The sequence below is a fragment of the Sphingomonas rhamnosi genome, from assembly GCF_036663615.1.
Classification (GTDB): Bacteria; Pseudomonadota; Alphaproteobacteria; order Sphingomonadales; family Sphingomonadaceae; genus Sphingomonas.
The window spans coordinates 231,209-244,659 of the sequence record NZ_JAXOJJ010000001.1; the positions used below are offsets into that span (position 1 = coordinate 231,209).

Here is a 13,451-nt window from a genome sequence, read left to right on the forward strand (position 1 = left end):
AAGTCGCTGGATCGGCAAGGCGAATGCGGCGTAAGCCGAACCGATGACCCAACCCAGCACGCGGCTTCTCGCCATCTACGACATGGACAGGACGATCACGCACGCGCCCACCTGGACGCCGTTCCTGATCCACACCGCGCGGGGCCGCGCACCCTGGCGGCTCGCGCTGATCCCGTTCGCGGGAGTCGCCGCGGCGGGTTACGTCGCCAGGCTGATCAGCCGCGGGCGGCTGAAATATGTGATGCAGCGGATGATGCTCGGCAAGCACATGACCGAGGCGGAGGAACGCCGCGCCGCCGAGGCGTTCGCCGACCGCGTGATGGCGGACGGCGTGTTCGCCGGCGCGCTGGCGCGGATCGCGGCGGACCGCGCGGCCGGATACCGGCTGGTGATGGCGACCGCGTCGTACCGATTCTATGTAGAGGCGATCGCTGAACGCCTGGGGTTCGACGCGGTGATCGGGACCGAGAGCCTGCGCGCGGCCGATGGACGGCTGCTGGCGGGGATCGACGGCGAGAATTGCTACGGACCGGCGAAATTGCGGATGATCGAGGCGTGGATGGCGCGCGAGGGGATCGCGCGCGAGGACGCGCATGTGCGGTTCTACTCGGACCATGTGTCGGACGCGCCGACCTTCGCCTGGGCGGACGAACCGTTCGCGGTGAATGCGCATGGACCGCTGAAGCTGCTGGCCGCGGCGAAGGGGTGGCCGATGCCAGATTGGGAGCGGTAGGGCCCCACTCCGTCGTCCCCCACTCCGCGGTCCCCAACTCCGTCGCCTCTACTCCGCCGTCCCCTACTCCGCCGTCCCCCTATTCCGTCATCCCAGCGAAGGCTGGGATCTCCCGGTTATAGCGCGCGCCCTTGCCGCATGAGATCCCAGCCTTCGCTGGGATGACGAGCGAACGGAAGATCACAGCGCCACATCCACCGTGTGGATCACCAGCCCGACCAGTCCCCCGACCAATGTCCCGTTCACGCGGATATATTGCAGGTCGCGGCCGACCGCGTTCTCCAGCCGCCGCGTGATCGTGTCCGCGTCCCAGCCGCGCACGGTTTCCGAGACCAGCCGGACGATCCCGTCGCCATAGTCCGCCGCGACCCCGACGATCGAGCGCCGGACGAAACGGTTGATGGTGTGCGACAGGCGGACGTCGTGCTGCAGCGTCTCGCCCAATTGCCGCAGCAGATCGCCGAGCTTGCCGTTCATCGCGCGCTCGGGGTCGCGCGCGATGTTGAGCAGCGCGCCGCGTGCTTGTTCCCACAGCCCGTCGAGCCAGCGCTGCATCGCCGGGTTGTCGAGCAGTTCGCCCTTCAGGCCTTCGACCCGCGCGCGCACGCGGCGGTCGAATTGCAGGTCCCAGGCGAGCCGGTCGAGGCCCTCCTCCGCCTTCAGCCGCAGCGGGTGTTCGGGATTGTCGACCATCTCGGTCAGCAATTTGTCGAGCCCGTCGATCAACTTGTCCGACACCGTGGTGTCGAGCCCGGTCCAGCGCAGGATCGATCCGGCGCGGTCGTGGACCATCGCGCGGATCAGATGGTCGTTCGACGCGAGCGCCTTGGCCGCCCAGCGGATCGCGCCTTCGAGCAAGGGTGTGTGCCGCCCTTCGGCGATCGCGGCCTTGAGCAACTGGCCGAGGATCGGCGCGACTTCGGTCTCGCGCAGCCGCGCCCCGATCCCCGCCTTGACCATCCCGCCGAGCCGTGCGGGATCGAGCCCTTCGAGCACCTGCGCCACCATCTTCGACGCGCCCTGGCGGAAACGCCCCCCTGCCCCCTCGGGCGGATCGGTCAGCCAGCGCGCGATCGCGCCGGCGACGTCGAGCCGCCGCATCCGCTTGGCGATGACCGCGGGGATGAGGAAATTGTCGCGGAGAAACTGCGCGAGCGTGTCGCCGATCCGGTCCTTGTTACGCGGCACGATCGCGGTGTGCGGAATCGGCAGGCCGAGCGGATGGCGGAACAAGGCGGTGACCGCGAACCAATCTGCGAGCCCGCCGACCATCGCCGCCTCGGCAAAGGCGCGGACGAACCCCCAGCCAGGGTGCAACGGGACCAGCGACCGGCTGACGAAGAACACCGCCGCCATCAGCACCAGCAGCGCGGTGGCGACGATCCGCATCCTGACCAGTGCGGGCGGAGCGGCTTCGGCGGCCGGGCGCGCGCGGGGAAATGGTGTCATGTCCGGAACAATCCCCAAGCGCGGGGATAGTTCAAGCACGCCTCATTTCCCTCGCGATCATTCCGCGGGCTGCGTTCCGTCGTCGAGTTTGGGCATCGCCGGCCCGAGCACCGGCCGCGGCGGCCCGCCCTCGATCACCGGACCCGCGTCGCCCGGCTTGTAGGTGATCAGGCGATGCCCGATCCGCCGTCCGATCGCGCGCTCGACGCCGACTGCCAGGCTGAACCCCGACGGCACGATCAGCAGAGTCAGCAGAGTCGACAGCGTCAGTCCGCCGATCACGGTCACGCTCATCGGCGCGCGGAACGACCCGTCGCCGGTGATCGACAACGCGGTCGGGATCATTCCCGCGACCATCGCCACCGTGGTCATGACGATCGGCAATGCGCGCTTGTGGCCGGCATCGAGGATCGCCTCGAGCTTGGGCACGCCGTGGCCCATCTGCTCGAGCGCGAAATCGACCAGCAGGATCGAGTTCTTGGCGACGATGCCGAGCAGCATCAGCAACCCGATATAGACCGCCAGCGACACCGACATCCCCGCGATCCACAGCGCCAGGCACGCGCCCAGCGGCGCCAGGAACAGCGAGCCGAGGTTCACGAACGGCGGCAGGAAGCGCCGATAGAGCAGAACCAGCACCGCGAAGAGCAGGAAGAAGCCCGACGTCACCGCGAGCACGATGTTGGTGATCAGCTCGGCCTGCATCTTGGACTGGCCGACGCTGAGGCGACTGACGCCGATCGGCAGGTTCTTGACCGACTGAAGCGCATCGATCTGCTTCTGCGCATCGCCCTGCTTCACGCCCGGCGACAGATCGGCGCCGATCGTCAGCTTGCGCTGCTGCGCGTTGCGGTCGATCTGCGTCGGCCCCGCGCCGAAGCCGATTTCGGCGACCACCTTCAGCGGCACCGATCCGCCGCTCGACGTCGTCACCGGCAGGTTCTCGATCGTCGACAACCGCTCACGCGCATTCTCGGCGAGCGCGACACGGATCGGGATCTGGCGGTCGCTGAGCGAGAAGCGTGCGCTGTTCTGGTCGATATCGCCGAGCGTCGCGATCCGGATCGCGGTCGACAGCGCGCTGGTCGTCACGCCCAGATCGGCCGCCAGGTCCATACGCGGCCGGATGACGATTTCGGGGCGTTGCAGCCCGCCTTCGGTGCGCGGCGCCTGCAACGAGCGCAGCTTCGACATTTCCTCGACGATGCCGTCGGCGGTCTTCGCCAGCAGCACGGGATCGTCGCCGCCCAGCGTCAGGCTGATGTCGCGGGTGCTGCCGCCCCAGCCATTCTGGTTCTGGAACGACACGCGCGCGTCGGGGATCGCCGAGAGCTGCGGCGCCAGGCCGCGCTCGAACTCGACGCTGGTCTGCTTGCGATCATCGGCGAGGGTCACGGTCACGCGGCCGCGCCCGACGAACGCGCGCTGATAGACCGAGGTGACGATGGGCTTCTGCTGCGCGAGCAGGTTGGCGACCCGCGTCGTCACCGCGTCGCTCTGTTCGAGCGTCGAGCCCGGGGGCATGTCGATCGTCACCGTGCTGCGGTCGTTGTCCTGCTGCGGCTGGAATTCCTGCGGCAGCTGCATGAAGATCGCGACCGTCGCGACCAGCGCGCCGATGCTGACCAGCACGATGTAGAAGCGGTGATCGAACAGCCGCGCGAATACGCGCCGGATGCCGCCCTTCGCCCGCGCGCGCGCCGTACCCGATTCGTCGAGCGTCCAGCGCAGCACGCGCATATAGGTGCGCATCACCACGCCGTCCGGCGCGTCGCCATGCCCGAAGGGTTTCAGGAAATAGGCCGCGATCATCGGCGTGATCAGGCGCGCGACGGCGAGGCTCATCAGCACCGAAGCGACCACGGTGAGGCCGAAATTCTTGAAGAACTGGCCCGAAATCCCCGGCATCACCGACACCGGCAGGAACACCGCGACGATCGACATCGTCGTCGCCAGCACGGCGAGACCGATCTCGTCGGCGGCATCGATCGACGCCTGATAGGCGGTCTTGCCCATCTTCATGTGTCGGACGATGTTCTCGATCTCGACGATCGCGTCATCGACCAGCACACCCGCGACCAGGCTCAGCGCCAGCAGGGTCATGCCGTTCAGGCTGAACCCCATCAGGTCCATGAACCAGAAGGTCGGGATCGCCGACAACGGGATCGCCAGCGCCGAGATCATCGTCGTGCGCCAGTCGCGCAGGAACAGCCACACGACGATCACCGCGAGCACCGCGCCCTCGATCATCGCGTGGATCGCGGTCTCATATTCCTGTTCGGTATATTTGACGCTGGTCGACAGCAGCTTGAACTGGACGTTCGGGTTGCGCGTCTCGAGCTCCTTCAGCTTCTTCTCGGCCTCGCGGTACACGGTGACGTCGGACGCCCCCTTCGACCGCTTGAAGCTGAAGCTGACGACCTGATGGCCGTTGAACGACGACAGCGACGTGCGCTCGGCATAGAGATCGCGGACGTCGGCGATGTCCGACAGGCGGATGGTGCGGCCGTTGCCGACGTTGATCTGAGTCTGGCCGAGCGAATAGGCATCGCGCGCGTTGCCGAGCACGCGGACCGCCTGCTGCGATCCGGCGATCTCGGCGCGGCCGCCGGTCGCGTTGACGTTGACTGCGCGCAGCACGCCGTTGATCGCGTTGGCGGTCAGGCCCTGCGCCTGAAGCTTTACGGGATCCAGGATCACGCGAATCTCGCGGCTGACGCCGCCGTTGCGCTCGACCCCACCCATGCCGGGGATCGACAGCAATTCCTTGCTGACGGTGTCATCGATGTACCAGCTGAGCTGTTCGACGGTCATGTCGCTGGTGATCGCCGAGAAGCTGGCGATGTCGTTGTCGGTGGTGTCGACTCGGCCGATCTGCGGTTCGAGGATGCCGTCGGGCAGGTCGCTGCGGATCTGCGTGATCGCGTCGCGCAGGTCGTTGACCGCGCGGTCGATCGGCGCGCCGATCTTGAGCTGGACGACGGTCTGCGAGCTGCCTTCGGACACCGTCGAGCGGATCTCGTCGATGCCCTGCAGCGTCCGCGCCGCGGCCTCGACGCGCTTGGTGACCTGGGTCTCGAGCTCGCTCGGCGCGGCGCCGGGCTGGCTGATCTGGACATAGGCGACCGGGAAATCGATGTCGGGATCGTTGTTGACGTCCATCCGCATGAAGCTGACGATCCCCGCCAGCGTCAGCGCGAGGAACAGCACGATCGGCGGTACGGGGTTGCGGATCGACCAGGCGGAGATGTTGCGGAAGTTCACAGCGTCAGCCTTCCATCTTGCGGACGATCGGCTTCACCTTTTGACCCGGTGTCAGGAAGGCAGCCGCCGCCATCACCACGCGTTCGGTACCCGAAAGCCCGCTCTTCACCGAGACGCCGGCATCGGTCGTCTGACCGACGACGATGTCGCGACGCACCGCCTTGTTCGCGGCGTCGAGGATATACACGTAATTGCCGCGGCTGTCGCTCTGAACCGCCGATTCGGGGAGCAGCGGCGCAGCGCTCGACCCGCCGTGGATCGTCGCCGAGGCAAAGCCGCCGGGGCGCAGCGCCGGGTCGAACGACAGCGCGACCCGCGCGATGCCCTGGCGCGTCTGCGGATCGATGATCGGCGAGACCTGCCAGACTTCGCCGGCATAGCTTTTCGCTGATCCGACCGGGGTGACGGTGGCGCGTGCGCCGGCGCTGAGGCCCGACAGGTCCGATTCGCTCATCTGCGCACGCAGCTCCATCTGCCCGCCCATCGCCATGCGGAACAGCACGCCCGAGCCCGAGCTGACGATCTGCCCCGGCTCGACGCCGCGGGTCAGCACGAGTCCGGCGGCGGGCGCGCGGATGTCGAGGCGGCCGTTGCGCGCGCGCGCCTCGCCGAGTTGCGCCTGCGCGACCTTCACGCGCGCGGCGGCGGCGTCACGGGTGGCGGCCTTGCGCTGCAGATCGGCCTTCGAGATGAACCCGCGATCGACCAGCTGCTGCGCGCGATCGAGTTCGGCCTGCGCGATCGATTCGTCCGAGCGCGCGACGTTGACCGACGCGGCGAGGCTGGCGGCGGTCTGCGTCTGCACCGAGCGATCGACGGTCGCGAGCACCTGCCCCGCGCCGACCCACTGGCCCGGCTCGACCAGCACGCGCGTGACCATGCCACCCTCGCCGGCGACGCCGACGGGCATTTCGCGGCGCGCGGCGAGCGTTCCGGTGGTCGAGATCGTGCGGTCGATCGTCTGACGGCCGGGCACGACGACGGTGACGCTCGGCACGCTCTCGGTCGGCGCGGCGGCGGGCGCCGCCTTCTTGGTGCCGAACGCATAGGCGGCCGCCCCGATCGCCAGCAGGACGACGATCACCGCGATGATAATGTTGCGGCGGCGATGCGACGGCGGCGCCGATTCCGGCAGCAACAGCTGTTCGTCGCTCGTGCCGATCGACTTGGTCTCGTAATTCATGCGCGTCGCCATCCCCAAACGAATCGCCGCGTTACGACACTCGTCGCCGCCTCGATCCTCAGCTGTGTTATCTGAATAGATCACTACGCTCAAGCCCCTGGGCCGGCGCCGACGCCATCCTGCAACGATTTCGGTCCATCCACAATGTTCAGCTTGCGTTGACCTACGCTGGTCGATGCACGTGCTTACCGTGTTTTGGGGAGACGACCATGAAGACCATATCCATTATCGGCGCACTTGCCGCACTGCCGCTAGCCGCCGCGGCCGGCGCGCAGTCCACACCGAGCGTCGCGCCGATGGTGCCCGCCAGCGGCACCGTGCTCGACGTCAGTGCCGAGGGCCGCACGACCCGCGTGCCCGACATCGCGACGATCCGCGCCGGCGTCGTCAGCCAGTCGCCGACCGCCGCCGCGGCGCTTGCCGACAACGCGCAGCGCATGAACAGGGTGCTGGCGGCGTTGAAGCGCGCGGGCGTCGCGCCGCGCGACATCGCGACCGCGACGGTCGGGCTGTCCCCGCAATATCGCTATGCCGACAACCAGCCGCCGGTGATCACCGGATACCAGGCGACCAACAGCGTCAGCGTGCGGTTCCGCGACGTCGCCAAATCGGGAACGATCCTCGACGCGCTGGTCGGCGAAGGCGCGAACCAGATCGACGGACCGAACCTGTCGATCGACCAGCCCGACGCGGCGCTCGACGAAGCGCGCGCGGACGCGGTCAAGCGCGCCAAGGCACGCGCCGAACTGTACGCGAGGGCCGCAGGGATGCGCGTGACCCGGATCGTGTCGATCGCCGAAGCGGGCGAGAACAATGGCGGCTCGCCGCCGCCGATGGTGTTCGCGCGCGCATCCATGGCGAAGGACAGCACCGAGATCGTCGCGGGCGAGAAGGACGTCACCGTCACGCTGTCGGTGCGGTTCCTGCTCGATTGAGGCGACGGTGTTCGGCACGACGCCGGACATACGAAAAGGGCCGCCCGATCGCTCGGGCGGCCCAATTTCTCGCGTCAGCTATTGATAGCTTAGCGGACGCTGCCGCGACGCACCAGGTTCACGATCGCGAGCAGGATGATGGCACCCAGCAGCGACACGATGAACGAGGTCAGCGTCAGCGGTGCGCTGTTGATCGAGCCACCCGACAGGATCAGGCCGCCGATGAACGCGCCGACGATGCCGACGACGATGTTCAGGAAGATGCCCTGCTGACCGTCGGTACGCATGATCATGCTAGCGATCCAACCGATGACGCCACCGATAACCAGCCAAAGAATGAGACCCATTTTACTTCCCTCCGTTAGCCCATCATGTGGGCGACGGCGGAAAGACGAGCGAGCAAGCGCGTTTGTTCCGCTACCGTTTTAATTCCTTGCACTTCCTGCGCTCAATATTTTTGCTGGCGCTCGTACAACGACTTATAGTGCTGGATCCGCGTCACGCGCAGCCCCGGCATGCCCGAACGATCGATCGCCCGCTGCCAGCTGGCAAACTCCTCGACGGTCAGGCCATAACGCGCGCAGACATCGTCGACGCTCAGCAGCCCGCCGTTGACCGCGGCGACGACCTCGGCCTTGCGGCGCACCACCCAGCGCGTCGTGCTCGGGGGCGGCAGCGACTCGAGCGTCAGCTGCTCGCCCAACGGTCCGATGACTTTGGCAGGGCGAATCTTCTGGTTCTCGATCATTTGAAACCTCTGATCGGGGCGGGGGGCCCCCTCTCGATACATACGACCACCGTATAACGGCGGGACTTGAAGATCGGCTGAAACGCCGTGGTAAACGCCGGCTTCATTCCTCTCTCCAGCGCGTCAGCGCCGCGGCCATCGGGCCGTTGAACGCCCCGTGCAGCGGTGCGAACAGCCTGGGATCGGGATCGTGACGGGCAAAGCCGGCCTGCACGACCGCGGTGTGGCTGGCGGCCTGTCGCGCGGCGATCCCGACGATCAGCACCGCCAGATCGCCGGGCAGGACCGTGAGTTCGACGTCGCGATCGAAACGGGGAAAGCTCAGGTCCAAACGCGATACTCTTTCTTGATCAATCAGCTACGGACCCCGCTCTAGCCGCAAGGGAATGAAAGCCGGGTAAAGCTCGGTGCAAGAGTTCGTTGACGGATGCGCATTTTTCACAAATTCGTCGCATTTTTGCATCGGACGGGCGCAGCGCCTAAAGGACGGGCATCATGGATCAGGTGGATTTTCAGCTCGGGCCTGCGCCCGAGTCCAAGCGCATCGTCGTGGCGATGTCGGGCGGAGTCGACAGCTCGGTCGTCGCCGCACTCGCGCACGCAACCGGCGCGGAGACGATCGGCGTGACGCTGCAGCTCTATGACCACGGCGAAGCGGTCGGCCGCGCCGGATCGTGCTGTGCCGGCCGCGACATTCGCGATGCGCGCGCGGTGTGCGACCGGCTGGGCATCGCGCATTACGTGTTCGATCACGAGACGAGCTTTCGCGAACAGGTCGTCGATCGCTTCGCCGACGAATATCTGGCCGGGCGCACCCCGATCCCGTGCGTCCAGTGTAATATGGGGCCGAAATTCACCGACCTGCTGAAGCTCGCGCGCGACTTGGGGGCAGACTGTCTGGCGACGGGACATTATGTGCAGCGGCTCGACGGCGCAGCGGGCGCCGAACTGCACCGCGGCGTCGACCCTGCGCGCGACCAGAGCTATTTCCTGTTCGCAACGACGCAGACGCAGCTCGACTATCTGCGCTTCCCGCTGGGTGCGCTGCCAAAGACGCGCGTGCGCGAGATCGCGGCGGAACTGGGTCTGGGCGTCGCCGCCAAGCCCGACAGCCAGGACATCTGCTTCGTCCCCGACGGCGATTATGCCGGGCTGGTCAAGAAATTGCGTCCCGACGCCGACACCGCGGGCGACATCGTCGACCTGGGCGGCACGCGACTCGGCGCGCATCGCGGGCTGATCCACTTCACCGTCGGCCAGCGCCGCGGGCTCGAGATCGGCGGCACCGCCGAGCCGCTGTATGTCGTGCGACTCGAGCCGGACACCAAGCGCGTCGTCGTCGGCCCCAGACGGGCGCTGGCGGTAAATGCGGCGCGGCTGACTGACCTCAACTGGCTCGGCGACGATTTCACCGGACCGCTGACCGCGAAGGTGCGGTCGATGGCGAAGCCGGTCGCGGCGCGACTGGTCGGCGATCGGATCGTGTTCGACACGCCCGAATATGGCGTGGCGCCGGGGCAGGCCGCCGTGCTGTATGCGGGATCGCGCGTGCTCGGCGGCGGCTGGATCGCCGAGACCGAAGCCGCGATGCTCGCGGCATGACGATCGATATCGAGGATCTGCGCCGGCAGATGGAGGAGGCGGCCGCCGCGCTCGACTTCGAGACTGCCAAACGGCTGCGCGACCAGATCAGCGTGCTGCGCGGCGGCGGCGAGGTCGCGGACACCGACGGACTGACGCGGCAACAGCCCGGCGCGATGGGGCTCGGCACCAGCCAGCAGCGCGTCGTCCCGCCCGAAGGCTGGGTGAAGCCGAAAAAGCCCGATCCGATGACCAAGGGCCGGAAGCGGTAAGGTCTACCAACGCGCCGGATATCCCTCCCCTCCCTGGAAGGGAGGGGTCGGGGGTGGGTAGGCTTGGGGCATGGCGCTTCCTCGATAACAACCCAACTCCAGCCCCTCCCTTCCAGGGAGGGGACCAGAAGCCCAGCATGACGCCGCCATCCGGAACCTTGCGCGCGCCGTCAGGTTTTTCCCCCATGTTCTCACCACCAAACCCCGCCACCCTGCCCGCATGAGCCAGCCTCCCGTGCCGCAGGCACCGCCCGCGACGCTCGTCATCTTCGGCGCAATGGGCGATCTGACGCGGCGCCTGCTCGTCCCCGCGCTGATCAACATGACCCGACTGGGGCTAGCCGGCGACGATCTCCATCTGCTCGGCATCGGCATCGAACCCGGTGACGATTCGACGCTGCGCGACGCGCTCGACAGTTTCACGCCCGAACCCGGTGGCGAAGGCGCCAACGAACGCGACGCCGCCTGGACGCGGCTGAAGCCGCGGGTCGCGTATCTCTCCGGCGATTTCACGCAGGACGCGGTGTATGAAGCACTCAAGGCGCGGCTGACCGGCAACGCCGCCTTCTATCTCGCGGTGCCGCCCCGCTTCTTCGGCGACATCGTCGACAAGCTCGCGCAGCACGGGCTGACCACCGAAACGCCGACCGCGTTCCGCCGGATCGCGATCGAAAAGCCGTTCGGCCACGATCTCGAGTCGGCCCGAGCGCTTAACGCGCGGATCCTGGCCAACGTCGGTGAGCAGCAAGTCTACCGGCTCGACCATTTCCTCGGCAAGGAAACGGTGCAGAACATCATGACCGCGCGCTTCGCGAACATGATGATCGAGCGGATCTGGAATGCCGACTGTATCGCCAACGTCCAGATCACCGCCGCCGAGACCGTCGACGTCGGCACCCGCGGCAAATTCTACGATTCGACCGGCGCACTGCGCGACATGGTCCCCAACCATCTGTTCCAGCTGCTGGCGATGGTCGCGATGGAGCCGCCCGCGAGCTTCGATGCCGAGGCGATCCGCAACGAAAAGGGCAAGGTGCTGAAGGCGGTACGCGCCTGGTCGCCGGAAAAGGCCGAGGCCAACGGCGTGCGCGGCGCCTATGCCGCGGGGCGGATCGGCGACCGTGCGGTGCCCGATTACACCGCCTCCCCCGACATCGCGCCCGACAGCCGGACCGAGACCTATGTCGCGCTGAAGCTGATGGTCGACACCTGGCGTTGGGCGGGCGTGCCCTTCTACCTGCGCACCGGCAAGGCGATGACGGTGCGCGATACCGAGGTCGTCATCACGCTGAAACCGGTGCCGTTCGCGTCGTTCGAGGGGGTCAATCCCGAACGCCTGCCGCCCAACCGGCTGGTCATCCAGGTCCAGCCGGACGAGGGGCTGGCGATGGAGCTGCTGATCAAGCGCCCCGGGCTGGGCGTCGACACCGTGCCGATCGCGCTCGATTTCCGCTACGCCGACCGTTTCGATATCGGTCACCTGACCGGGTATGAATCGCTGCTCTACGACATGTTCGTGGGCGACCAGACCTTGTTCCAGCGCGCCGACGCGATCGAGGCGGGGTGGGCCGCGGTGCAGCCGTTCCTCGACGCGTGGGCGGCGGCCGGCACGCCGGACCCCTATGTCGCAGGCAGCCTGGGTCCGGCCTCGGCCGACGCACTGCTCGCGCGCGACGGCTGCGCCTGGCATACCCTCATCGTCACCCACGAGCCCGGCGACTAGCGGCCCCTAGCGCGGTGGCCGCTCATCTCGGCGCCGGCGTCGGCGGCGAACTTCATGTTCCAGATCGTCGCCGATGCCGACACCAGCGTGACCACGAGGAACGCGATACTGAAATCCCTTAACTCCGGCTGCGTTCGGCCCGAGCCGAGCATCCCCACGTGCAGCGCCGCCGCGCCGACGCAGATGCCGAGCGACAGCATCAGCTGCTGGAAAGTCGCATAGAAACTGGTCGCCGCGCTCATCCGTGCCTTGGGCACCTCGTCATAGACGATCGTATTGTACGCCGAGAACTGGAACGACATGAAAAACCCGGCGCTCATCAGCACCGCGAAGATCAGCGGCACCGGCCAGTCGGGGCGGAACGCGGCACACAGCGCATAGCCCGCGCTCCCCCCCAGCCCGCCGACGATCAGGCTGCGGCGGAACCCGAACCGGCGCAGGATGCGCGGTGCCAGACCCTTCATCGCCAGCGACCCGATCGCGCCCGCCACCGTGATCGCGCCGCTGGCCGCCGCGGTCATGCCGAACCCCAGCTGCAGCATCATCGGCAGCAGGAACGGCTGCGCGCCTTGCGTGATCCGCGTCAGCGACCCGCCGATCAGCGAAAGTCGGAACGATGTGTAGCGCAACAGCGACATGTCGAGGATCGGGTCGCTGCGGCGCTTCGCATGCGCGAGATAGGCCGCGCCCGCGACCAGCCCGATCGCGATCAGTCCCAGCGCGCGCGAGAATTCGCCCGACCGGCTGCTCATCTCGAACCCGAACAACAGGCAGCCCAGCGATACGCCGGACAGCACGAAGCCGACGAAGTCGAACTTGACCGGCCGTTCGCCGCGCACCTCGCCGATATAGCGCGTGACTAGCACAACACCGAGCAACCCGACCGGCAGGTTGAGCCAGAAGATCCACCGCCAATCGAGATAGGTGACGATCAGCCCCCCGACCGGCGGACCCATGATCGGCCCGATCAGCGCGGGCATGATCAGCCACGACATCGCCGAGACCATGTCCTCCTTGGCGACGCTGCGCAGCAGCACCAGCCGTCCGATCGGGATCATCATCGCCCCGCCCAGCCCCTGCACGAAGCGCGCGGCCATCATGAACGGCAGGCTGGTCGCCTGCCCGCACAACAGCGACCCGCCGACGAAGATCAGGATCGCGGCGCGGAAGATCGTGCGCGAGCCGAACTTGTCGGCCAGCACGCCGCTCGCCGGGATGAAGATCGCGAGCGCCAGTAGGTACGAGGTCAGCGCCGAACTCATGCTGGTCGCGGGCACGCCGAAGTCGCGCGCCATCGTCGGTAGCGCGGTCGCGAGTACGGTCGCGTCCATCTGCTCCATGAACAGCGCGCAGGCGATGATCAGCGCGGTGACGCGGTAGCTGCGCGGTGTCGCCGGCGTCGCGGTTGATCTGGGGACGGAGGAAATCCGGTTCGCGGCGGGCAGGATGCCATCACGGATCTCGGCATAGATCGAGGCGACCCCGCGTCGTCCGAACCTCACGTGCCGCCCCGCCCATACGAGGCGGGGTCAGGCGGCACGATCATACGCGCCTGGTGGGGTC

Annotated in this window: 12 protein-coding genes; 5 read left to right on the plus strand and 7 right to left on the minus strand. The window is 67.5% G+C overall.

Annotated features, from left to right (window positions below):
• Positions 1-43: 43 nt before the first annotated feature.
• Positions 44-733 carry an HAD family hydrolase gene (locus U1701_RS01160; protein ID WP_332780700.1) on the plus strand — a complete coding sequence of 230 codons (690 nt, stop codon included), beginning with the start codon at positions 44-46 and terminating at the stop codon, positions 731-733.
• A 180-nt stretch (positions 734-913) separates the two neighbouring features.
• Here U1701_RS01160 and U1701_RS01165 read toward each other — a convergent pair whose 3' ends face one another.
• The 3 genes from U1701_RS01165 to U1701_RS01175 are packed head-to-tail and all read right to left on the minus strand — an operon-like array spanning position 914 to position 6,629.
• Positions 914-2,182 (minus strand): DUF445 domain-containing protein, encoded by a 1,269-nt coding sequence (locus U1701_RS01165; protein WP_332780701.1) that lies wholly within the window; start codon positions 2,180-2,182, stop codon positions 914-916.
• 57 nt (positions 2,183-2,239) lie between these two features.
• The gene (locus U1701_RS01170) at positions 2,240-5,446 is read right to left on the minus strand and encodes an efflux RND transporter permease subunit (RefSeq protein ID WP_332780702.1); all 3,207 of its coding nucleotides are present in this window, start codon (positions 5,444-5,446) and stop codon (positions 2,240-2,242) included.
• A gap of 4 nt (positions 5,447-5,450) precedes the next feature.
• Positions 5,451-6,629 carry an efflux RND transporter periplasmic adaptor subunit gene (locus U1701_RS01175; protein ID WP_332780703.1) on the minus strand — a complete coding sequence of 393 codons (1,179 nt, stop codon included), beginning with the start codon at positions 6,627-6,629 and terminating at the stop codon, positions 5,451-5,453.
• A gap of 209 nt (positions 6,630-6,838) precedes the next feature.
• Here U1701_RS01175 and U1701_RS01180 point away from each other — a divergent pair, with 209 nt between their 5' ends.
• Positions 6,839-7,564, plus strand: a complete 726-nt coding sequence (locus U1701_RS01180) for an SIMPL domain-containing protein (RefSeq protein WP_332780704.1) — start codon at positions 6,839-6,841, stop codon at positions 7,562-7,564.
• 89 nt (positions 7,565-7,653) lie between these two features.
• On the opposite strand, the gene U1701_RS01185 is transcribed toward U1701_RS01180, so the two are convergent.
• From U1701_RS01185 to U1701_RS01195, 3 genes are all read right to left on the minus strand, one after another.
• Positions 7,654-7,911: a GlsB/YeaQ/YmgE family stress response membrane protein gene (locus tag U1701_RS01185; protein WP_332780705.1), complete on the minus strand. Its 258-nt coding sequence runs from the start codon at positions 7,909-7,911 to the stop codon at positions 7,654-7,656.
• A gap of 101 nt (positions 7,912-8,012) precedes the next feature.
• Positions 8,013-8,312 (minus strand): CtrA inhibitor SciP, encoded by a 300-nt coding sequence (sciP, locus tag U1701_RS01190; RefSeq protein WP_332780706.1) that lies wholly within the window; start codon positions 8,310-8,312, stop codon positions 8,013-8,015.
• 103 nt (positions 8,313-8,415) lie between these two features.
• Positions 8,416-8,643: a hypothetical protein gene (locus U1701_RS01195; protein ID WP_332780707.1), complete on the minus strand. Its 228-nt coding sequence runs from the start codon at positions 8,641-8,643 to the stop codon at positions 8,416-8,418.
• A gap of 164 nt (positions 8,644-8,807) precedes the next feature.
• Between U1701_RS01195 and mnmA the strand changes: the two genes are divergently transcribed.
• The 3 genes from mnmA to zwf all read left to right on the plus strand — a co-directional run bounded on the left by mnmA (position 8,808) and on the right by zwf (position 11,888).
• Complete coding sequence (mnmA, locus tag U1701_RS01200) at positions 8,808-9,914, plus strand: tRNA 2-thiouridine(34) synthase MnmA (protein ID WP_332780708.1); 1,107 nt, start codon at positions 8,808-8,810, stop codon at positions 9,912-9,914.
• Positions 9,911-10,165, plus strand: coding sequence for a UvrB/UvrC motif-containing protein (locus U1701_RS01205; RefSeq protein ID WP_332780709.1), 255 nt, complete (start codon positions 9,911-9,913; stop codon positions 10,163-10,165). Before mnmA ends, U1701_RS01205 begins: the two co-directional genes overlap by 4 nt.
• A gap of 220 nt (positions 10,166-10,385) precedes the next feature.
• Positions 10,386-11,888: a glucose-6-phosphate dehydrogenase gene (zwf, locus tag U1701_RS01210; RefSeq protein WP_332780710.1), complete on the plus strand. Its 1,503-nt coding sequence runs from the start codon at positions 10,386-10,388 to the stop codon at positions 11,886-11,888.
• Here zwf and U1701_RS01215 read toward each other — a convergent pair.
• A complete protein-coding gene (locus U1701_RS01215) occupies positions 11,885-13,390 on the minus strand; it encodes a DHA2 family efflux MFS transporter permease subunit (protein ID WP_332780711.1) in 1,506 nt (501 codons plus the stop codon). The two genes, zwf and U1701_RS01215, sit on opposite strands and share 4 nt — an antisense overlap.
• Positions 13,391-13,451 lie beyond the last annotated feature (61 nt).

Bases quoted from the DNA above. Each gene is read 5' to 3' on its own strand.
- U1701_RS01160 (WP_332780700.1), top strand. From the start codon at position 44: ATGACCCAACCCAGCACGCGGCTTCTCGCCATCTACGACATGGACAGG.
- U1701_RS01165 (WP_332780701.1), bottom strand. From the start codon at position 2,182: ATGACACCATTTCCCCGCGCGCGCCCGGCCGCCGAAGCCGCTCCGCCC.
- U1701_RS01175 (WP_332780703.1), bottom strand. From the start codon at position 6,629: ATGAATTACGAGACCAAGTCGATCGGCACGAGCGACGAACAGCTGTTG.
- U1701_RS01180 (WP_332780704.1), top strand. From the start codon at position 6,839: ATGAAGACCATATCCATTATCGGCGCACTTGCCGCACTGCCGCTAGCC.
- U1701_RS01185 (WP_332780705.1), bottom strand. From the start codon at position 7,911: ATGGGTCTCATTCTTTGGCTGGTTATCGGTGGCGTCATCGGTTGGATC.
- sciP (WP_332780706.1), bottom strand. From the start codon at position 8,312: ATGATCGAGAACCAGAAGATTCGCCCTGCCAAAGTCATCGGACCGTTG.
- mnmA (WP_332780708.1), top strand. From the start codon at position 8,808: ATGGATCAGGTGGATTTTCAGCTCGGGCCTGCGCCCGAGTCCAAGCGC.
- U1701_RS01205 (WP_332780709.1), top strand. From the start codon at position 9,911: ATGACGATCGATATCGAGGATCTGCGCCGGCAGATGGAGGAGGCGGCC.
- zwf (WP_332780710.1), top strand. From the start codon at position 10,386: ATGAGCCAGCCTCCCGTGCCGCAGGCACCGCCCGCGACGCTCGTCATC.